At 72.9% G+C, this 18,944-nt stretch carries 19 protein-coding genes and 1 pseudogene; 7 read left to right on the top strand and 13 right to left on the bottom strand.

Features of this window, described 5'->3' with window-relative positions:
• Positions 1-199 precede the first annotated feature (199 nt).
• Complete coding sequence (locus Asera_RS07705) at positions 200-886, top strand: SanA/YdcF family protein (RefSeq protein ID WP_035297519.1); 687 nt, start codon at positions 200-202, stop codon at positions 884-886.
• A 380-nt stretch (positions 887-1,266) separates the two neighbouring features.
• Here Asera_RS07705 and Asera_RS07700 read toward each other — a convergent pair whose 3' ends face one another.
• The 7 genes from Asera_RS07700 to Asera_RS07670 all read right to left on the bottom strand — a co-directional run bounded on the left by Asera_RS07700 (position 1,267) and on the right by Asera_RS07670 (position 6,938).
• Positions 1,267-1,746: a GNAT family N-acetyltransferase gene (locus Asera_RS07700; RefSeq protein WP_030447725.1), complete on the bottom strand. Its 480-nt coding sequence runs from the start codon at positions 1,744-1,746 to the stop codon at positions 1,267-1,269.
• A 71-nt stretch (positions 1,747-1,817) separates the two neighbouring features.
• On the bottom strand, positions 1,818-2,186 hold the full coding sequence (locus Asera_RS07695; RefSeq protein ID WP_030447724.1) for a VOC family protein: 369 nt from the start codon (positions 2,184-2,186) through the stop codon (positions 1,818-1,820).
• 79 nt (positions 2,187-2,265) lie between these two features.
• Positions 2,266-3,324 (bottom strand): ABC transporter ATP-binding protein, encoded by a 1,059-nt coding sequence (locus Asera_RS07690; RefSeq protein WP_084132114.1) that lies wholly within the window; start codon positions 3,322-3,324, stop codon positions 2,266-2,268.
• The gene (locus tag Asera_RS07685) at positions 3,321-4,286 is read right to left on the bottom strand and encodes an ABC transporter ATP-binding protein (RefSeq protein WP_030447722.1); all 966 of its coding nucleotides are present in this window, start codon (positions 4,284-4,286) and stop codon (positions 3,321-3,323) included. The genes Asera_RS07690 and Asera_RS07685 overlap by 4 nt, the downstream gene beginning before the upstream one ends.
• Positions 4,287-4,291: 5 nt before the next feature.
• Entirely contained in the window at positions 4,292-5,188 is an 897-nt protein-coding gene (locus tag Asera_RS07680; RefSeq protein WP_211255665.1) for an ABC transporter permease, read from the bottom strand.
• Positions 5,185-6,117 (bottom strand): ABC transporter permease, encoded by a 933-nt coding sequence (locus Asera_RS07675; protein WP_030447720.1) that lies wholly within the window; start codon positions 6,115-6,117, stop codon positions 5,185-5,187. The genes Asera_RS07680 and Asera_RS07675 overlap by 4 nt, the downstream gene beginning before the upstream one ends.
• Entirely contained in the window at positions 6,117-6,938 is an 822-nt protein-coding gene (locus Asera_RS07670) for a helix-turn-helix domain-containing protein (protein WP_030447719.1), read from the bottom strand. Before Asera_RS07670 ends, Asera_RS07675 begins: the two co-directional genes overlap by 1 nt.
• Before the next feature lie 262 nt (positions 6,939-7,200).
• On the opposite strand from Asera_RS07670, the gene Asera_RS07665 reads away from it, so the two are divergent.
• From Asera_RS07665 to Asera_RS07635, 6 genes and pseudogenes are all read left to right on the top strand, one after another.
• Positions 7,201-7,920, top strand: coding sequence for a histidine phosphatase family protein (locus Asera_RS07665; RefSeq protein WP_084132112.1), 720 nt, complete (start codon positions 7,201-7,203; stop codon positions 7,918-7,920).
• A complete protein-coding gene (locus Asera_RS07660) occupies positions 7,917-8,777 on the top strand; it encodes an endonuclease/exonuclease/phosphatase family protein (protein WP_030447717.1) in 861 nt (286 codons plus the stop codon). The genes Asera_RS07665 and Asera_RS07660 overlap by 4 nt, the downstream gene beginning before the upstream one ends.
• A 24-nt stretch (positions 8,778-8,801) precedes the next feature.
• Positions 8,802-10,462: pseudogene (locus Asera_RS33880) on the top strand (ABC transporter substrate-binding protein).
• 113 nt (positions 10,463-10,575) lie between these two features.
• Entirely contained in the window at positions 10,576-11,538 is a 963-nt protein-coding gene (locus Asera_RS07645) for a DUF6772 family protein (RefSeq protein WP_211255664.1), read from the top strand.
• Positions 11,539-11,545: 7 nt separating this feature from the next.
• Positions 11,546-11,902 carry a hypothetical protein gene (locus Asera_RS07640; RefSeq protein ID WP_030447714.1) on the top strand — a complete coding sequence of 119 codons (357 nt, stop codon included), beginning with the start codon at positions 11,546-11,548 and terminating at the stop codon, positions 11,900-11,902.
• A gap of 5 nt (positions 11,903-11,907) precedes the next feature.
• On the top strand, positions 11,908-12,969 hold the full coding sequence (locus Asera_RS07635; protein ID WP_051802577.1) for a LacI family DNA-binding transcriptional regulator: 1,062 nt from the start codon (positions 11,908-11,910) through the stop codon (positions 12,967-12,969).
• 55 nt (positions 12,970-13,024) lie between these two features.
• Here Asera_RS07635 and Asera_RS07630 read toward each other — a convergent pair whose 3' ends face one another.
• The 6 genes from Asera_RS07630 to Asera_RS07605 all read right to left on the bottom strand — a co-directional run bounded on the left by Asera_RS07630 (position 13,025) and on the right by Asera_RS07605 (position 18,841).
• Positions 13,025-13,408, bottom strand: coding sequence for a RidA family protein (locus Asera_RS07630; protein ID WP_030447712.1), 384 nt, complete (start codon positions 13,406-13,408; stop codon positions 13,025-13,027).
• A 53-nt stretch (positions 13,409-13,461) separates the two neighbouring features.
• The gene (locus Asera_RS07625; RefSeq protein ID WP_244843779.1) at positions 13,462-14,469 is read right to left on the bottom strand and encodes a sugar kinase; all 1,008 of its coding nucleotides are present in this window, start codon (positions 14,467-14,469) and stop codon (positions 13,462-13,464) included.
• A 79-nt stretch (positions 14,470-14,548) separates the two neighbouring features.
• Positions 14,549-15,202: a bifunctional 4-hydroxy-2-oxoglutarate aldolase/2-dehydro-3-deoxy-phosphogluconate aldolase gene (locus Asera_RS07620; RefSeq protein WP_051802576.1), complete on the bottom strand. Its 654-nt coding sequence runs from the start codon at positions 15,200-15,202 to the stop codon at positions 14,549-14,551.
• A gap of 44 nt (positions 15,203-15,246) precedes the next feature.
• A complete protein-coding gene (locus Asera_RS07615) occupies positions 15,247-16,497 on the bottom strand; it encodes an alanine racemase (protein WP_030447709.1) in 1,251 nt (416 codons plus the stop codon).
• The gene (locus tag Asera_RS07610; protein WP_030447708.1) at positions 16,488-17,285 is read right to left on the bottom strand and encodes an IclR family transcriptional regulator; all 798 of its coding nucleotides are present in this window, start codon (positions 17,283-17,285) and stop codon (positions 16,488-16,490) included. Before Asera_RS07610 ends, Asera_RS07615 begins: the two co-directional genes overlap by 10 nt.
• Positions 17,282-18,841 (bottom strand): N-acyl-D-amino-acid deacylase family protein, encoded by a 1,560-nt coding sequence (locus Asera_RS07605; RefSeq protein ID WP_030447707.1) that lies wholly within the window; start codon positions 18,839-18,841, stop codon positions 17,282-17,284. Before Asera_RS07605 ends, Asera_RS07610 begins: the two co-directional genes overlap by 4 nt.
• Positions 18,842-18,944 lie beyond the last annotated feature (103 nt).

The following is an 18,944-nucleotide window of genomic DNA, read 5'->3' as shown; positions in this document are numbered from 1 at the left end:
CCCTGTGCGGTTTCGATCATACGTCGCTGCCGGCGGCGTACTCCCAGGTCAGCCGGCCTTCATGGGCTGTGATGTCGACCATGCCGGCGCCGCGCACGCCACCGGCGCCGCGCACGCCACCGGCGCCGGGCCGTGGGCACGGCCGGCAGATCCCCGGCGGGCGGGCGCCGTTGTCCGGTCCGGGCATAGTGAGGGCGTGATGTCGCGACTGCCCGCTCCACTCCGTCGCTGGCTGCGGCCGCGGCGGCTGATCGCGCTCTGTCTTGCCGGGCTGATGCTGGTCGCCGTGCTGCTCGGCGGTTCGGTCGGCTGGGTGCGCCTGCGCGCGGACGGCCACCTGTACTACTCGGCCGCGGCGGCGCCGCGCGCACCGGTGGCGCTGGTGTTCGGCGCCGAGGTGTACCCGGACGGCTCCCCGTCACCGTTCCTGGCCGGCCGGCTGGAGCTGGCCCGCCAGCTGTTCGTGGCGGGAAAGGTCCGCGCCCTGCTCGTCACGGGCGACCACCGGCGGTGGCGCTACGACGAGCCCGACGCGATGCGCGCCTGGCTGGTCGACCACGGGGTGCCGATGGAGCGGATCGTGACCGACTACGCCGGCTTCGACTCGTACCAGTCGTGCGCGCGGGCGAAGCGGATCTTCGGCGTGCGCAGGGCGCTCGTCGTCTCGCAGGACTTCCACATCCCGCGGGCGACGGCGCTGTGCCGGTCGGTCGGCATCGACGCGGACGGCGTCGGTGACACCGGCCAGCACCGCTGGGACGCGTACCCGCGCAACTGGGTCCGGGAGCAGTTCGCCGACGTGAAGGCGATCTACAGCATGGTCGTGCGGCCCGATCCGGAGTTTCTCGGCCGCCGCGAACACGGCGTCGACCGCGCCGTGCGCTGACCGGACCGGCCGGCACGGCGAGCCGCCACGGCGGGCCGGCACGCACGGCGGGCCGGCACAGCGGGCCGGCACGCACGGCGTCGCTGGGCGACAGAGCGGCGCGTCGGCAGCGCAGGGCGGACAGAGCGGCGCGTCGGCAGCGCAGGGCGGACAGAGCGGCGCGTCGGCAGCGCAGGGCGGACAGAGCGGCGCGTCGGCAGCGCCGGGGGGCGGACAGAGAGGCGCCCCCGGTCGCTGTCGTGGCCGGGGGCGCCTCGCGGCGGGGGAACAAGGTCTGTGGCGGGCCGGCCACACTGCCGACCCGGTGAGTAGAACGAGCGTCGCCGGTCGAGGTGGCGCCCCTGCGGAAACCATCACACCCCGTCGCCGAATCGCAACGGTCAGATGCCGTCGACAGGCTTGACCATCTGCTGCGCGATCACCTTGTACCCGAGGCTCTCGTACAGCCCGATCGCGGTGGTGTTGTCGCCGAACACGTTGAGCCCGATCTCGGTGACCCCGCGGGCGGCCAGCTCCCGCTCGCCGGCCCGCATGATCGCCCGGCCGTACCCGCGGGAGCGGGCGGCCGGCGCGACCCACAGCTCGTACACCCAGGCCTGGCGGCGGCGCGCGGACGGCAGCGCCAGCCACAGCATGCCGACCCGCTCGTCCCCGTCGAACGCGGTGAACAGCAGCATCCCGTTGGTGCGCGCGCCTTCCGGCAGCAGCAGCGTGAACTCGGCCCGGGCCTGCTCGTCGGCACGCTCCGGAGCGAACTCGCCGGCGCGCACCTTGTCCTGCCCGTATTCGCGCACCGTACGGTCGAGGTACGCGTCGAACTCCGCCTGGGTCATCGGTCGCAACGTCACCCGAGCACTCATTCGCCCATCATGCGCCTCGAACCCCGGCCCGGCGGCCGCTGCGGCTCAGTCTGGGATCCGGGTGCCGCGGGTCAGCTCGGGATCTGGGTGCTGAGGCAGAAGGGGTGGCCGGCCGGGTCGAGGAACACCCGCCACCGGTCCGGCGCCGGCTGCTCGTCGGCCTTGCACGCGCCCAGCCCTACCGCCTCCGCCTCGGCGGCGTCCAGGTCGGTCACCGCCAGGTCGAGATGGAACTGTTTCGGCGTGGCCCCCGCCGGCCAGCTCGGCGGGGTGTAGTCGTCGACCCGAACCGTGCTGAGCCAGGTGCCGCCGGCGCCGACCGCGCAGAACTGCGGCGACCGGAACGCCACCTCGCCGCCGAGCATCGCCGCCCAGAACTCGGCCAGCGCCTCGGGCTCGGCGCAGTCGATGGCCACCGCACCCAGTCGTCCCACTGCCATTGTCGCTCCCCGTCGTCCGCCCGGCCCGCACGGCCGGGGTGTCTCGCCGAGTCTGCCGTACCGGTCCGACAGTTGCCGGTCAGCCGGCGAAGTGGCACGCGGCCGGGTGGCTACCGCGGATCGTGAGGGCTGGTGCCTCGGCCGCGCACACGTCGGCGACCCGCGGGCAGCGGGTACGGAAGCGGCAGCCGGACGGCGGGTTCGCCGGGGACGGGATGTCACCGGCGAGCACGATCGGTTCCGGCCCGGCCTCCCGCCACGGCCGCAGCCGCGGCACCGCCGACAGCAGCGCCTGCGTGTACGGGTGGGTCGGCGCGGCGAAGATCTCCGCGGTCGGCGCCTCCTCCACGATCCGGCCGAGGTAGAGCACCGCGACCCGGTCCGCGACGTGCCGTACCACGGACAGGTCGTGCGAGATGAACAGGTACGTCAGGCCGAGGTCGCGCTGCAGGTCCCGCAGCAGGTTCAGTACCTGGGCCTGGATCGACACGTCCAGCGCGGACACCGGTTCGTCGCAGATCACCAGGCGGGGCCGCAGCGCGATCGCCCGGGCGATGCCGATCCGCTGCCGCTGCCCGCCGGAGAACTGGTGCGGGTACCGGTCGGCGTGGTCCGGGTCGAGCCCGACCCGTTCCAGCAGTTCGCCGAGCTCGGCCGCCCACCGGTCCCGCGGTACCACGTCGGGGTGGATCTGCCAGGCCTCGGTGACCAGCTGCCGCACGGTGCGGCCCGGGTTGAGCGACGCGTACGGGTCCTGGAAGATCATCTGGATGTCCCGGCGCCGGCGCCGCACCTCGGCCGGTGGTGCCGCGGTCAGGTCGGTGCCGTCGAACGTCACCGATCCGGCGGTCGCCCGGGCCAGGCCGACCACGGTACGGGCCAGGGTCGACTTGCCGGAGCCGGACTCGCCGACGATGCCGAGCGTCCGCCCGGCCGGCAGGTCGAACGAGACGCCGGCGACCGCCTCGATCCGGCCGACCTCCCGGCGCAGCAGGGTGGACCGGATCGGGAAGCTCGTCACCAGGTCGCGCACCGACAGCAACGGCGACTCGGCCACCGCGGTACCGTCCGCGGACGGCGACGTGGCCGGGGCCGGGACGGCGGCCGACGGGGCGGACGGTTCGGCTGCCGGGCTCATCCGCCGACCTCCTCGCTGCGGTGACAGGCGCTCGGATTTCCGTCCACATCGGACAGCAGGGGAAGCTCGGTGCGGCACCGTTCGATCACGTACCGGCAGCGGGGGTGGAACGCGCAGCCGCCGGGCAGCGAGGCGGGATTCGGTGGCTGGCCGGGGATCGGTACCAGCCGGTCGGTGTCGGCATCGTCCGGCACCGAGGCGAGCAAACCCTCGGTGTAGGGGTGCCGGCAGTGCTCGTACACCTCGCGGGTCGGGCCGGTCTCCACCACCCGGCCGGCGTACATCAGCACGACCCGGTCGGCGGCGTCGGCAACCACGCCGAGGTCGTGCGTGATCAGCGCCAGCGCCATCCCGTCGGTCTCCCGCAGCGACGCCAGCAGCCGCATGATCTGCGCCTGTACCGTCACGTCCAGCGCGGTGGTCGGCTCGTCGGCGATCAGCAGCCGCGGCGACATCGCCAGCGCCATCGCGATCATCGCGCGCTGCCGCATCCCGCCGGAGAACTGGTGCGGGTACTCGTCGACCCGCAGCCCCGGCGCGGGGATGCCGACCCGGGTCATCAGCTCGACCGCGCGCTCGCGCGCGGCGGCGCGGGCCATTCCGCGGCGCCGCACCAGCGCCTCGGTGATCTGCCGGCCGACCCGGAACACCGGGTTGAGCGACGACAACGGATCCTGGAAGATCATCGCCAGCTCGTCACCGCACAGCGCGCGGGTCACCGACAGCGGCCGGCCGACCAGCTCGGTGCCGCGGTAGGTGATCGAGCCGGACACCTGCGCACCGCGCGGCAGCAGCCCCATCACCGCCTGCATCGTGACGCTCTTGCCGCTGCCGGACTCGCCGACGATCGCCACCGTCTCCCCGGGGTACACCTCGAACGAGACGCCGTCCACCGCCGACACGGTGCCGTGCCGGGTCGCGAACCGGACCCGCAGATCGCGCACCCGCAGCAACGGTTCCATGCCGCTCACCTCTCGGCCAGCTTCGGGTCGTACCGGTCCCGCAGCGCGTCACCGAGCACCCCGAACGCGACGACCAGCAGGGCCAGCGCGATGCCGGGGATGGCGGAGATCCACCACGCGGTGCTGAGCAGGTCGCGCCCGCTCGCGATGGTGGTACCCCAGCTGGGCGTGGTGGCGGGGGTGCCGAGGCCGAGGAACGACAGGGACGCCTCGGCGAGGATCACGTCGCCGATGTGCAGCGCCGCGATCACCAGGAACGGCGCGCGGCAGGACGGCAGCACGCAGGTACGCACGATGTGCCAGGTGCGGGCGCCGAGCACCCGGGTGGCGTCGACGTACTCCCGGTTCTTCGTGGCGAGCGCCTGGCCGCGGGTGACCCGGGCGAACGTGACCCAGCCGGAGATGGACAGCACCACGATCACGTTGCCGACGCTCGGCCCGAGCACCGCGGCGATCAGGATCGCGAGCAGGATGCCGGGGAACGCGAGCTGGATGTCGGCCAGCCGCATCAGGATCGAGTCGAGCCAGCCGCCGAAGTAGCCGGCGAGGATCCCGAAGATTAGGCCGATCAGCCCGGACAGCAGCAGCGCCGAGATGCCGATGGTCATCGACACCCGCGCGCCCTGCATCATCTTGGCGAGCAGGTCCTGGCCGATCTGGTCGGTACCGAACAGCACCAGGTGACCCTCGCTGGTGTGCGACATCGGCGCCAGCAGGCGGTTCCTCGTGTCGACGGCGACCGGGTCGAACCGGAACAGCATCGGCCCGAACGCCGCGCACAGCGCGTAGAACGCCACCACCGCAAGCGATCCGACGATCCGTACGGTGCCGGTCCGACCGCGGCGGCGGGCCGGCGACGCGGTGGTCTCGATGGTGTCCGCCATCGCGGACGTGGCGGTCACCGGGGCACGCTCCCTACCGACACGCGGGGGTCGATCAGCCCGTACAGCAGGTCGACGAGCAGGTTGACGACGACGAAGATGGCGGCGATCAGGATCACGCCGGCCTGCACCACGTTGTAGTCGCGGTACCCGATGGAGTCGGCGATCAGCCGACCGGCACCGGGCCAGGCGAACACGGTCTCGATCACCACGGTGCCGCCGAGCACGCTGCCCAGGTACAGCCCGATGACGGTGACGACCGGGATCAGCGCGTTGCGGATGGCGTGCGGGAACACGACGACCCGCTCGGACAGTCCCTTGGCGCGCACCGTGTTCAGGTACGACTCGTGGCTGATCTCCAGCAGCCCGGAGCGGGTCAGCCGGGTGACCATGGCGAGGAAGCCGAGGCCGAGCGTGATCGCCGGCAGGATCACGTTCTGCCAGGAGTGCGCGCCCTCGCTGGGCAGCACCCGCAACTGCCGGGCGAAGATCAAAAGCAACACGAGGCCGGCCCAGAACGTCGGGGTCGACTGGATGACCAGGGTGAACACCGAGATCACCCGGTCGATCCAGGAGTTCGGCCGGGACGCCGCGGCGACGCCGAGACCGATCCCGACCGTCACCGCGAACACCACCGCGGCGAGCGCGAGCTCGGCGGTCGCCGGCAGCCGCAGCAGGATCTGCCCCATCGCGTCGCCACCGAGCCGGATCGAGTCGCCGAAGTGCAGCCGTGCCACGTCGAGCAGGTAGTGCCCGTACTGCACCAGCAACGGCTGGTCCAGCCCCATGCTGTGCCGCAGCCGGGCGACGTCGGCCGGGGTCGCGTCGGAACCCAGGATCACCAGGGCCGGATCCCCCGGTACCACGCGCAGCACCACGAACACGATGGTGACCGCGCCCCACAGGACGAAGATCGAGTAGGCGAGGCGCCGGATCAGGTAGCCGAGCATCAGGCGCTCGCCCCCGACCGGGCCATCAACCCGGCCGGCGGGGTACGGCTCGGCCGCGGGCCGCCCGGGCCCAGCGCCGACTCGGGGGCCAGGTGGCCGGCAACGCGCCGGCCCGCCGGGGCCGGCGCCGGCTCGGCGGCCGCGGCCAGGTGGCCGGCGACGCGGCGGGCGCAGCCGACGGCGGCGACCCCGATCCGCTGCCGCGCCACCTGGTCGTGCTCGTCCACGGCGACCTCGACCGCGGCGATCGCGAGCCCGTCCGGGCCGAGTACCGGTGCCGCGACGGCCGCGCCGACGGCATAGCCGCGCGCCCGGGTGCGGCCCAGCGACAGCAGCAGCCGGTACCCGTCGGTACCGTGCTGGGCGGCGCACCGCTCGGCCTCGGCGCGGGGTCGGAAGGCCAGGTACGCGGCGCCGAGTTCGGTGTCGGCCAGCACGGCGGTACCGCGGGGTGGAGTGATCGCGCCGCCGCGGGCGTCCACCGACAGCGACCGCACGAGCCCGCCGTACCGGGGCAGCGCGAACCCGACCGGCCGGCGTACGGCCCGGGCGAGCGCGCCGAGCGCGGCCTGGATGTGCGGCCAGCGCGCGGTGGCCGGGGCGGGCCGGGCCGACTCGGCGAGCTCGTACAGGCCGACGCCGACGGTGTAGCGGTTGTCGTCCACCCGCTGCACCAGGCCGTGCTCGATGAACGCGGCGAGCATCCGGTGCACGGTGCTCTTGTGCAGGCCGGCGACGGCGGTCAGTTCGGTCAGGGTCATGGGTCGCCCGCGGCGACCGAGCTCGCCCAGCAGCGCGAGCCCACGAGACAGCGACTGCATCGGTGTGCCTTCCGTCCGGGGGTGACGGTGGTGCGGAACCGATCGATAGGGGGACTGTGAACGTTACCGGTAACGTTCACGGTGGCAAGCTAGCCATCCCGCACGGGGCTGTCAAGGGGCCCGTTGCACATCGCGAAACGCCCTTGTTCTCGCAGCTACCGGCGGGGTCCGCTGATCCGCGTCAGCGACATCCGGGCACCGCGAACCGGCCGCAGCGCGGCCCGGGCGGGCGCCCGTGTCCGGTCACCGTCGAGGAGCGCGCATGACCCGTTGGGCAGTGGACGACCCGGTCGACGGTGGCGACCGCCGGCTGCGGCTGACCCTGGTACGGCACGGCGAGTCGCAGTGGAACCGGCAGCGCCGGGCCCAGGGTCAGCGCGGCCCCGGACTCACCGAGCACGGCCGCAGCCAGGCGGCGCGCACCGCGGCCCGGCTCGCCACCCTGCCGACCCCCGACCTGGTCCTCGCCAGCGACCTGCCGCGGGTCGTCGAGACCGCACGCCCGTACCCGGCCGAGCCGGTACCGGAGCCGCGGCTGCGGGAGCTCGACAACGGGGCGTGGGCCGGCCTGCTGCTCACCGACGTGGAACGCGAGTGGGCCGGCGACATCGCGCGGATCCGGGCCGGCGAGGACATCCCGCGCGGCGGCGGGGAACGGTTCGCCGACCTGCGCCGCCGGGTCGCCGCGCTGCTCGCCGACCTGGCCGGGCAGGTACCGCCGGGCGTCGAGCGGCGGGTGCTCGCGTTCACCCACGGTGGGCCGATCCGGGCGCTGGTGGCCGAGGTGCTCGGCCTCGGCACCGACGGGCACCGGCTGCTCGACGACCCGGGCAACTGCTCGCTGACCGAAGTCCTGCTGTACGCCGGCGACGGCGGCATCACCGCCGGCCGGCTGGTCCGGTACGGCACCGACGACCACCTGGCGGCCGCGCCCGCGAGCGCGGCGCCGGCGCACCCGCACGCGGCGGAGGGAGACGCATGAGCCACCCGGTGACGTTCACCGCGATGACCTACAACCTGTGGGGCGGCTGGCGGTTCGACGAGCGACGCGACCCGCTGACCGAGCTGCTCACCCGGCGCTCGCCCGACCTGCTCGCCACCCAGGAACTGCACCCCGACTCGCGCGCCGCGGTGGACGCGGCCCTGGCCGACCACGACCGGGTACGGGACGGGTTCGAGGGCTGGGCCACCCGAAGCAACCTGTGGTGGCGCCGCGGGCTGTTCGACGAGATCGAGCACGGCGCCGCCGACGTCGGCATCTGGTCGGAGCACGCCCGGCTGTTCTGGGTACGCCTGGCGTGCCCCGCCGCCGGCACCGAGCTGGTGTTCGCCACCGCGCACCTGACCTGGCCCGGCCACCCGCGCGAGATCGCCGACGACCGCAGCCCCCGGGTCGAGCAGTCCCGGGCCATCGTCGCCGAGCTGGCCCGCCTCGCCGGTCAGGGCGGGTCGGCCACCGGCGACGCGGGGCCCGGTCGCCGCCTCGCCGGTCAGGGCGGGTCGGCCACCGGCGACGCGGGGCCCGGTCGGACCGCCGTGCTGTTCACCGCCGACACCAACGACTACGCCCGTCCACTGTGGACGTTCTACGACGGCGACTACCGCGAACCGTTCGGCCAGCTCGGCATGGTCGCGCCGGCCACCCATCCGGTGTATCCCCTGCCGCTGGACAAGCCGCGGGACTGGCCGGACACGTACGCGGCGGCGAAGACGATCGACTGGCAGTTCTTCCGCGGCCCGCTGCGCGCGGCCGGCGCGGAGGTCGTCGAGTACTTCTCCGGCGGCGTGGCGCCGTCGGATCACAAACCCGTCCAGTGCACGTACCGCTTCACGAGTTGAGGAGAAACCGTGAGACGACGCACGATGACCAGCACGCCAGGGCATGTTTCAGGACCCCCGGCCGAGCGAGGCGAGTCCCGTTCGTCTGCTCGCAAGGCGGAGGGCAGTTCGTGTGCCGGGCTTGCACACGGGCTGTCCGACAACGCCGCGAGCGGGCGAACGGGGCCGCCGCAGCCGGCACGCGGGATCCTGAAACACGCCCTTTGGGTGCTCGCCCTCGCCGGCGTGCTCGCCACGACCGGCTGCGGCGCAACCGAATCGGCCAAGAACGCCGCCGGTAAGGGCCTCCGGGTGGCACCGGCCACGTTCCCGGTGTCGCTGAACATCTACCAGTACCCCGCCGAGGCCGCGGTCCAGGGCCCGGTGCAGCACGTGCTGGAGACGCTCGTGACCCGCTCGGGCAACGACTACCAGCCGCGGCTCGCCACCAAGTGGAGCCAGCCGAACGACACCACCTGGACGTTCACCCTGCGCTCCGGGGTGAAGTTCTCCGACGGCAAGGCGCTGACCGCCGACGACGTGAAGGCGTCCGCGGACGCGCTGATCAAGGCGGGCAGCTCGCTGGCACCGCTGTGGGAGCCGGTGAAGTCGGTGACCGCGACCGACGAGCACACCGTCACCATCACCACCGCCCAACCGCTCGGCACGATGCTCGCCACCGTGAGCCTGCTGCCGATCACCGAGGCCGGCAAGGCGAGCAGCGAGTCGTACTGGAAGAAGCCGATCGGCACCGGGCCCTACACGGTCAAGGAGTGGTCGCCGGACAAGCAGCTGGTGCTGTCCCGCAACGCGAAGTACTGGGGGCCAAGCCGTCCATCCCGGCCATCACGTACCTGAACATCCCGGAGGAGTCGGCCCGGATCACCGCGCTGTCCACCGGGGAGGCGGACGTGACGAACGGCATCGGCGCCGACTCGGTCGACCAGGTGAAGAAGATGCCGGGCGTCACGTACGACACGAAGCCGGGCTACAGCTACGAGTTCATCTGGTTCAACTCGTCCCGGAAGCCGTTCACCGACAAGCGGGTCCGGCAGGCGCTGTGGTACGCGGTGGACGTCAAGCAGATCGTCGGCGACCTGTACGGCGAGCAGGCGAAGCTGGCGCAGGCGCCGATCCCGCAGCCGGTGTTCGGCGCACCGCAGCTGTCGCCCTACCCGTACGACCCGGCGAAGGCGAAGAAGCTGCTCGCGGAGGCGGGTTACCCACACGGGTTCTCCACCACGATCCAGTGGGCCAGCTCCGACGACACCAACCAGAACTCGCTCGGCCAGGCGTTCGTCTCGTACTGGGCGAAGATCGGCGTGAAGGTCAAGCCGCTGCCGAAGGAGCGCTCGGTCTGGCTGGAGGACCTGAACAAGCTCAAGTGGGACATGAACCTGCAGGGCAACACGGTCGCCACCGGTGACGCCGACTACACCCTGGGCCGGCTCTACACCTGCGACGCCAAGCGGATGGGCTACTGCAACCACAAGCTGGACTCGCTGCTGGCTCAGGCGAAGGCCACGCTGGACCCGGCCGAGCGCACCGCGCTGTACAAGCAGGCGGCGCAGATCATCTGGTCCGACGCGGTCGGCATCTTCCCGGCCGACTTCACCGTCGACCTGGCGTACCGGAAGAACGTGACCGGGCTGACCATCGACCCGGCCGGCCGCCAGTCGTTCGTGCACGCCAAACTCACCAACTGAAAATTGTTGCGCGGCAACGGATCCGGCGTTGCCAGCGGTGCAACCGCCGTTGCCGCGCGACCACACCGCCACCTAGCGTCGAGGCACGCAGGCCGTCGGAGGAAGGACCAACGTTGTCATCACACCTGGGGAGCACCGGAGAACAGGTACGGCGGGGCATGCTCGCCGCCGACCCCGCCCTGTCCCGGTTCGATCCGCTGCCACGGATCCTCACCTACGACAACTTCAACCACGGGACGAACGGCTGGACCGAGCTGATCGGCAACTACGACGGCAACGGAGATCTGTCCACTGTGGACGATCACATGCGCGACTTCCGTCCGCCGCAGGTGTCCAACTGCACGTTCTTCGACACCGGTACGCACGGCGCGCTCACCGGTGACTACGCGCTCAAGCTCGCCACCCGGCCGTACGTCGGGCACACTGCGGTCGCCATCCGCCGACTCACCATGGCGCGCAAGGGCCTGGTACAGCTGGAGACGCACTTCACCTACAAGGCGGAGGCGACGCTCGGCACCGACGCGGCGAACAACTCGTTCGGCGGCGTCACCTGGGACGGCAACCTGCACCCCAGCGAGGCGCAGTTCGGCGCGTTCACCGTGGCCACCGACATCTGCGGCGACGGCGGGCTGCGCTACCACACGGTGATGCGCTACCGGAACACCACCGTGGACAACAAGCTCGACCAGCGCTGGGTGTACCCGGTAGTACCGGAACCGACGCCGCGGGAACACCTGGAGGGCAAGGTGAAGCTCGCCTACGGCGACGACTTCACCGCGCCGAACCCGGACGACTGGCACCCCGCCTCCGAGCCGATGGCGATGTGCTACAACGAGGTCCCCACCAAGGTCAACTGGCACTACCTGCGGTGGCTGATCGACACCGACGCCCGGCGCAACGTCGAGCTGCAGATCAACGACACCACCCTCGACCTGCGCGAGGTGCCGGTCCCGGTGTACGCCGACCGGTACGACTCGCTGGAGAACCTGCTGAACTTCTACTTCAGCGTGCGCACCCACTCCGGTGTCCGGAACTTCCTCTATCTCGACTCCGTACTCGTTTCCGTGGATTGGTGAGGCGATCATGCGTCATGCCCAGACCGCCGTGCTGGAACGCGGCGCCGAGTTCACCGGTGAGTTCGCCACCGAACCGTACGAGCTGCCCTGGGCCGCGGAGGCCCGGTTCTTCGTGCAGGTGATCGACCCGATACCGGGCACCGTCACCCTGACCACCCAGCTGTCCCCGGACGGGTTGAACTGGATCGACGCCGAGCACCTGGCCGCGGTCGAGCTGGACACCACGGGTGTCGGTATGGTGACCTGGCGGGTCCGCGAGTTCGGCGGCTGGCTCCGGCTGCGCGGCGTGGCCCGCCCCGCGGACGCCGCCGGCACCGACGGCCGTGGCCCGCGACTGCGGATCCACCTCGTCGCCAAGGAGTAGCGCAGATGACCGTGCACCGGCCGACCGGCACGATGCGGCGCCGGGTCCGGCTGTCCGACATCGCCGAGGCGGTCGGCTGCTCGGTCAACACCGTCTCGCGCGCGCTCACCGGCAAGGACAGCGTCAGCCCGGCGACCCGGGCGCAGGTGATGGCCGAGGCCGAACGGCTCGGGTACGTGCCGAACCACCAGGCCCGCTCGCTGGTGCTCGGCTCCACCCGGACCGTCGGCCTGGTCATCACCAACCCGTCCAACACCCTGTACGCGGGGCTGATCTCCAGCGTCGAGCTGCGCTGCCGGGCCCTCGGGTACACGGTGATGCTGCTGGCCACCGAGGAGAGCCCGGAGTCCGAACGGGTCGCGGCCGAGTCGCTGCTGCACGCCGGCGTCGACTCGGCCCTCGCCGTACCGGTGCAGGCCGAGGCGGGCCACTGGGAGCGGCTCCGCCGGGCCGGCATCGACCTGGTGTTCGTCAGCCGGGAACTGCCCGGGATGAACGTCGACTTCGTCGGCATCGACAACGAGCACGGCGCGTACCAGTCGACCGCGCACGTGCTCGAGGCCGGCGCCCGGGTGGTCTGGGCGCTGGAGGAGGACCTGCCGATCAGCACGGTCCGGCAACGCCGGGACGGCTACCTGCGCGCGATCGCCGACCACGCCGCCGATCCGGACAGCGCCCGGGTACTGTCCGTACCGACCCGGCGGCGCGACTCGCTGACCCTGCCGTGGCAGGCCGAGGAGGCGTACCGGTTGGCCAAGCGGCTGCTCGCCGAGGCCGACCTGCCGGACGCCTTCGTCACCGGCAACGACTACTTCGCCCTCGCGCTGATCCGCGCGCTCACCGAGCACGGGCTCCGGGTGCCGGACGACGTGCTGGTCGTCGGCTACGGCGACCATCCGTACGCGGGGTACCTCACCCCGACGCTGTCCAGCGTGGCGCTACCGGCCACCGAGCTGGGCACCACCGCCGTCGACGTGCTGATGCGGCGCACCGCCGAGCCGGACGCGCCGACCACCCGGCACCTGATCGCGCCGCACCTGATCCCCCGCGAGTCCACCCGCCGGTGACGCCCGCGGCCGCCGTACGGCCGGGCCGGCCCGCGGCCCAGCCCGGCCGGAGCGCTCACTCGTGCGCGACGAAGTCGATCTCGACCAGGATGTTGTTCAGGTCCGATCCCACGGTGGTACGCACCGGGGCCGGGTCGGCGGTGAAGAACTCCCGGTACGCCTTGTCGAACTCGGCGAAGTCGCGGTGCAGCTCCTGCAGGTGGACGGTCGCCTTCACCACGTGCTCGAAGCCGAGGCCGCGCTGTGCCAGCACCGCGCCGAGGTTCTTCATCACCTGCCGGGTCTGGGTGGCGACGTCGTCGCCGACCGCCTTGCCGGTGGCCGGGTCGATCGGCCCCATCCCCGCCGTGTAGACGAACCCGTCGATCGCCACGCCCTGCGAGTAGCCGCCCGCCGGCGCCGGCGCCTGGTCGGTGCGCAGCCCCTGCCTGTCCGCCATGATCTGCTCCATTCCTTGTCGGATAACGTTCCGCTGGGCCGAGCCCAGCCGTGCTAGCGCTGCACGTCGTCGTCGGGCTCGGCGCCGAGCAGGTCGAGTTCGGCCCGGCTCGGCAGCCCCTCCCAGTCGCCTGGCACGGTCACCGCGAACGCACCGGCCACGGTCGCCGCGTGCAGGCACCCGGCCGGCGCCGCGCCACCGATCCACTCGGTCAGGTACGCGGAGGCGAACGCGTCGCCCGCGCCGACCGGGTCGACCGCCCGCACCGGCTTGGCCGGCAGGTCGTACGCGGTGCCGTCGAGCAGGCCGACCACGCCGCGGGAACCGCGCTTGACCAGCACCTGCCGCGGCCCGAGCTTTTCCAGCTCCGCGGCCAGCGTCGCCTCGTCGTCGCCCGACACCACCAGCCGCGCCTCCGGCCCGGTGGCGAACACGATGTCGGCCCGGGCCACCAGCTCACGCAGCTCGGCGCCGGCCGCCGCGGCGTCCCACAGCGCGGCCCGGTAGTTGAGATCCAGCGACACCGCGACCCCGGCACCGCGGGCGGACTCCACCGCCGCGTGCACCGCGTCGCGCGCGGTCGCCGACAGCGCCGGCGTGATGCCGGTGACGTGCAGCACCCGCGCGCCGCGCACCAGCGACTCATCCACATCGGACGGTGACAGGCGGGACGCGGCGCTGCCGGACCGGTAGTACTGCACCCGGGTCGCGGTGTCGGTGCGGCGCTCCTTGACCATCAGGCCGGTCGGCGCGGTGCCGTCGACCACCGCGTACACCGCGACGCCCTCGGCCCGGATCGTCGCGGTGACCAGCCGGCCGAACTCGTCGTCGCCGACCCGGCTCAGCCAGGCCGCCCGGCGCCCCAGCCGGGACACGCCGATCGCCAGGTTCGATTCGGCGCCGGCGACCGACAGGTCGAGACTGGACATGTGCCGCAGCAGACCGACCCGCGGTGCGGCCAGCAGGGCCATCGTCTCGCCCAGCGTCACCAGCTCCGCCGCGTCGGCGGCGGTGCGGCCGATCGGGCCGGGCAGGTCCGTCGCGTACTCCGGGGTGCTCACGGGCAACCCCGGTGCGCCGGAACCGTTGTCGGGCACCGCGACCCCGGCCCGGCCCCGGCCGACCGCGACGCGGGCACCGTCATGACCGGGCCTCGCGGATGACGTCGAGCACCGCGCGAGCCCGGGCGCCCAGCTCGGTCAGCGAGCCGCCGTCCAGCGCGTCGCCCAGCAACGGGCCGCCCATGCCGACCGCGATCGCGCCGGCGGCCAGGTACTCCGGTACGAGGTCGAGGGTGACGCCGCCGGTCGGCATCAGCGCCACGCCGTCGATCGGGCCGCTCAACTCCTTGAGATAGCGCGGACCCGCGACCGAGGCGGGAAAGATCTTCACCGCGGTCGCGCCGAGCCGCCACGCGGTCAGCACCTCGGTGGCGGTGAACGCACCCGGGTAGTAGCCGAGCCCGCGGGCCACCGCCTCCGCCGCGAGGGCCGGATCGGTGTGCGGGGAGACGATGAACGTCGCACCGGCCTGCTCGGCGGCGTCGACGTGCTGGGGCGTCAGCACGGTACCCATGCCGAGCTCCACCTCGGTGCCGTACCGGGCCCGGGCCGCGGCCACCGCGGCGAACCCGTCCGGCGTGTTCGTGGTGATCTCCAGGCAGCGGATGCCGTTGTCCACCAGCGCATCGATCACCGCCGGCAGGTGCTCGCCGGTGCGCTTGCCGCGCAGGATCGGGACCACGCCGGTGTCGATCAGCGCGGCGCTCGGCGCGCGGCGGGTTGAGGTGTCCATGTCGTGTCCTTCCGAGAGGTGCCAGCTGGATCGCGTTGGCGCCTCTAGAAATAGGTGTGGATCAGGTCGACCACGCGGTGGTCGGCGTCGAGCATCGGCACCACCCGCCACTTGTCGAACGCGGTACACGGGTGCGAGATGCCGAACGCGATCAGGTCACCGGGGCGCGGCGAAGGGCCGCCGGAGGTGTCCAGATAGGCGTGCTGGTCGTTGAACCGCAGCACGGAGAACCCCGCGGCCGACTCGGTCGCACCGTCCGCGCGCCGGAGCGTCTTCGGCACCGGCAACCCCTCGTCGTACGGGGCGTCCCGCTTGCCCATCGCGACCAGCGCCAGGCCCGGCTCCGGGGTGGAGGTGACCTGTGCCCAGACCGTCAGCGCCGGGATCAGCGATCCCTCGGCGCCGATCCGGTTGAACGGCGTCATCTCCCGGTAGAAGCCGTCGTCGTGGGTGATGTACGAGCCGGATCGCAGCAGTACCAGCAGTTCGCGTTTGGCGAGCCAGTCGCCGGCGAGCACCTCGGTCACCGCGTCGAAGTACGCCGAGCCGCCGGCCGACACCACCACCGGGCCCGGGCGGACCAGATCGAACGCGACCAGCGCCTCGGCCGCCTCGCGGAGCGTGCCGAGGAAGCCGCGCGCTTCCGCCACGGTGGGAAGACCACCCTCGTACCCGGCGACCCCCGCCACCGCGAGCCGCGGCACCTCGGCGGCCGCCCGCGCCAGCTCGACGATCTCGGCGACGGTGCGCACCCCGGTACGCCCGTGCGCGTGGCCGAGCTCGATCACCACCTCGAGCGGCCGGTCCCCGGTCACTTCGGCCAGCGCGGCCGAGATCGCGTCCAGCCCGGCGGCCGAGTCGACGTAGAACAGGAACTCGAACTCCGGGTCACGCTCGCGTTCGGCAATCACCCACCGCAGCGCCAGCGGGTCGAGCAGCTCGTTGGCGAGGAAGATCCGCGGTACGCCGAAGCCACGCGCGGTGAGCACCTGGCTCGCCGCGGCCAGCGTGATGCCCCAGGCTCCGGCGTCCAGCTGCTGCTCGAACAGCCGCGGCGCCATCGTGGTCTTGCCGTGCGGTGCGAACCCCAGCCCGTGCCGCGCGGTGTAGTCGGCCATGGTGGCGACGTTGTGCGCCACCGCGTCCCGGTCGAGCACCAGCAGCGGCCAGCTGAACGGACCGGTGAAGATGTCGTACCCGGCGGCGACGAACTCCGCCGCCGGCAGCCGGGCACCCGGCAGCCACAACCCCTTCGTCCGCCAGTCGATGCTCTCCTCGGGAATCCTCAGTGCCACGACGCCTCCTGTCGACGGGAACCCAGTGCGCCGGAGATCTGGTGGGCGGCGGCCACGACCTCCGGCGCGAGCCGGCGCAGCTGCGCCGCGGTCATCCGGGACGCCAGCCCGGACACCGAGACCGCGCCCACCACCCGGTCCTCGTGGTCGAACAGCGGCGCGGCGATGCACCGCACGTCCGGCTCGTTCTCCTGGTCGTCGATCGCGTACCCGCGCTGCCGGACCCGGGCCAGCTCGCGGCGCAGCGCATCCGGCTCGGTGATGGTGTACGCGGTGGCCGCGGCCAGGCCCGCATCGAGCACCGCGGCCAGTTGCGCCTCACCGGCGAACGCCAGCATCGCCTTGCCGACCCCGGTGCGGTACAGCGGGACGCGGCGGCCGACCCGGGAGGCCATCCGGACGTTGGCCTCGCTCTCCACCTTGTCGATGTAGACCGCCTCCAGCCCGTCCGGGACCACCAGGTGGCAGGTCTGCCCGGACGAGCGCTGCAGCGCGCGCAGCTGCGCCGCCGCCACCGTCCTGATGTCCAGTGTGGACAGGTAGGCCTGGCCCAGCTGCAGCGCGCCGAGGCCGAGACGGAACCGGCCGCTCGCGGTGTCCCGGGCCAGCAGCTCGGCGTCGATCAGCGGCTCGGCCAGCCGGAGCACCGTGCTCTTGTTGAGCGACAGCGCATCCGCGATCTCGGTCAGCGTCGCACCGGCGCCGCCGACCTCCCGTTCCACGTAGGCCAGGATGGTCAGTGCCCGGCGCAGCGAGGACGACTGGTTGCGGGCCACGGTCTCGATCATCGTGGCGACCGCAACGGGACGCCGGCGAGGGCGCCGGTCAGCTCACCGCCGGCCAGCACCGGTCGCCCGTTCACCAGCACGTCGTCCACCCCGACCGCGGGCCGGCGCGGATCCTCGTAGCTGGCCGCGTCGCGTACCCGGTCCGGATCGATCACCGCCAGATCGGCGTGGTAGCCGACCCGCAGCTGGCCGCGGCCGGCGAAGCCGAACCGGCGGGCCGGGTTCGCGGCCAGGTGCACCACCGCGTCCGGCCAGGACAGGTCGCCGAGCTCGCGCACGTGCCGGGCCAGTACCCGGGCGAACGCACCCCACCCGCGCGGGTGCGGATGCGAGCCGACGTAGATCCCGTCCGAGGAGCCCATCTGGGCCGGGTGCTTCAGCAGCGCGCGCACCGACTCCTCGCTGTTGGTCGGCGGCTGGCCGAACACGCAGCCGGCCCGCAACTCGGTGGCGCGCAACAGTTCCAGGCAGGTCGCGGCGGGGGTCAGGCCGGCCTGCTCGGCGACGGCCACCAGCGGCTGGCCCTCGGCCCACCGCCACTTGTCGGACGGCACGTACGACAGGGTGATGCGCGGCCACACCTCGGCCCGGTGCGCGAACCAGTCGGTGTCCAGCCGGCGCTGCACGCCGGGGTCGGCGAGCTGCTCGACGGCGTGCTCGACGTCGGCGGTGGGCAGCCAGTCGGGCAGCGTCACCATCGCCAGAATGGTGCTGCCGCGCAGGTACGGGTAGCTGTCGAAGGTGAGGTCGATGCCCTCCCCGCGCACGTCGTCGACCAGCCCGATCAGCTTGGCCGCCGGCCCGTGGTAGTGCGAGACGTGCACCGCGACGCCGCTGTCCCGGGCGATCTCGCGCACCTCGGCGATGCCGGTCGGCGCGTCCGCCTCGTACCCGCGCATGTGCGTCACGTACGGCAGGCCGCGGGCAGCGACCGGGCGGCACAGCTCGGCCAGCTCGGCGGCGTTCGCGTAGCGCCCCGGGCTGTACTCCAGGCCGGTGGACACCCCGACGGCGCCCTCGTCCAGGGCCCGCTCCACCAGGCGGCGCATCCGGCCCAGCTCGGCGGCGTCGGCCGGCCGCTGCGCCGGGCCGAGCACCTCGTACCGGATGGTGCCGTGCGGCGCCAGGTAGGCGGTGTTGAGCGCGGTGCTGTCGGTGTAGCCGGCGAGCAGCGCGGCAACGCCGATCGGCCCGTCGCCCAGCCCGGCCGGCGGCCCGTTGACCGCGTCGAAGTAGCGCGCCACGTACCGCAGGGTGCCCGGGGAGGCGGGCGCGAACGACAGCCCGTCCTGGCCGAGCACGAACGTGGTGATGCCCTGACGCAGCGCGGCGAGCTGCACCGCCGGGTCGCGCACCAGCGCGTCGCCGTGCACGTGCGCGTCGATGAACCCGGGCGTCACGTACCGCCCGGCGGCGTCGATGCTGTGTTCGGCCTCGGCGAGGTCGAGCTGGCCGAGCGCGGCGATCCGGCCACCGGTGACGGCGACATCGGCCCGGTACGCCGCCGCGCCCGTGCCGTCGAGCATCCACCCGCCCCGCACAATCACGTCGAACACGCCGCACCCCACCTCCCTGTCCTGCACGCTAGGCACTGACCCCGCGCTCCGACGACATCTTCGACACAGAGTTTTGCATAGCGGAACTAGGCGGACCCGGCGG

It is taken from the genome of Actinocatenispora sera, from assembly GCF_018324685.1.
Classification (GTDB): Bacteria; Actinomycetota; Actinomycetes; order Mycobacteriales; family Micromonosporaceae; genus Actinocatenispora; species Actinocatenispora sera.
Note: the sequence above shows the minus strand (reverse complement) of the source record. Positions and strands in the feature narration are given on the sequence as shown.

What these genes read in the sequence shown, in the direction of transcription:
- Asera_RS07705 (WP_035297519.1), top strand. Translation starts at nt 200, where the DNA reads ATGTCGCGACTGCCCGCTCCACTCCGTCGCTGGCTGCGGCCGCGGCGG.
- Asera_RS07700 (WP_030447725.1), bottom strand. Translation starts at nt 1,746, where the DNA reads ATGAGTGCTCGGGTGACGTTGCGACCGATGACCCAGGCGGAGTTCGAC.
- Asera_RS07695 (WP_030447724.1), bottom strand. Translation starts at nt 2,186, where the DNA reads ATGGCAGTGGGACGACTGGGTGCGGTGGCCATCGACTGCGCCGAGCCC.
- Asera_RS07690 (WP_084132114.1), bottom strand. Translation starts at nt 3,324, where the DNA reads ATGAGCCCGGCAGCCGAACCGTCCGCCCCGTCGGCCGCCGTCCCGGCC.
- Asera_RS07685 (WP_030447722.1), bottom strand. Translation starts at nt 4,286, where the DNA reads ATGGAACCGTTGCTGCGGGTGCGCGATCTGCGGGTCCGGTTCGCGACC.
- Asera_RS07675 (WP_030447720.1), bottom strand. Translation starts at nt 6,117, where the DNA reads ATGCTCGGCTACCTGATCCGGCGCCTCGCCTACTCGATCTTCGTCCTG.
- Asera_RS07670 (WP_030447719.1), bottom strand. Translation starts at nt 6,938, where the DNA reads ATGCAGTCGCTGTCTCGTGGGCTCGCGCTGCTGGGCGAGCTCGGTCGC.
- Asera_RS07665 (WP_084132112.1), top strand. Translation starts at nt 7,201, where the DNA reads ATGACCCGTTGGGCAGTGGACGACCCGGTCGACGGTGGCGACCGCCGG.
- Asera_RS07660 (WP_030447717.1), top strand. Translation starts at nt 7,917, where the DNA reads ATGAGCCACCCGGTGACGTTCACCGCGATGACCTACAACCTGTGGGGC.
- Asera_RS07640 (WP_030447714.1), top strand. Translation starts at nt 11,546, where the DNA reads ATGCGTCATGCCCAGACCGCCGTGCTGGAACGCGGCGCCGAGTTCACC.
- Asera_RS07635 (WP_051802577.1), top strand. Translation starts at nt 11,908, where the DNA reads ATGACCGTGCACCGGCCGACCGGCACGATGCGGCGCCGGGTCCGGCTG.
- Asera_RS07630 (WP_030447712.1), bottom strand. Translation starts at nt 13,408, where the DNA reads ATGGCGGACAGGCAGGGGCTGCGCACCGACCAGGCGCCGGCGCCGGCG.
- Asera_RS07620 (WP_051802576.1), bottom strand. Translation starts at nt 15,202, where the DNA reads ATGGACACCTCAACCCGCCGCGCGCCGAGCGCCGCGCTGATCGACACC.
- Asera_RS07610 (WP_030447708.1), bottom strand. Translation starts at nt 17,285, where the DNA reads ATGATCGAGACCGTGGCCCGCAACCAGTCGTCCTCGCTGCGCCGGGCA.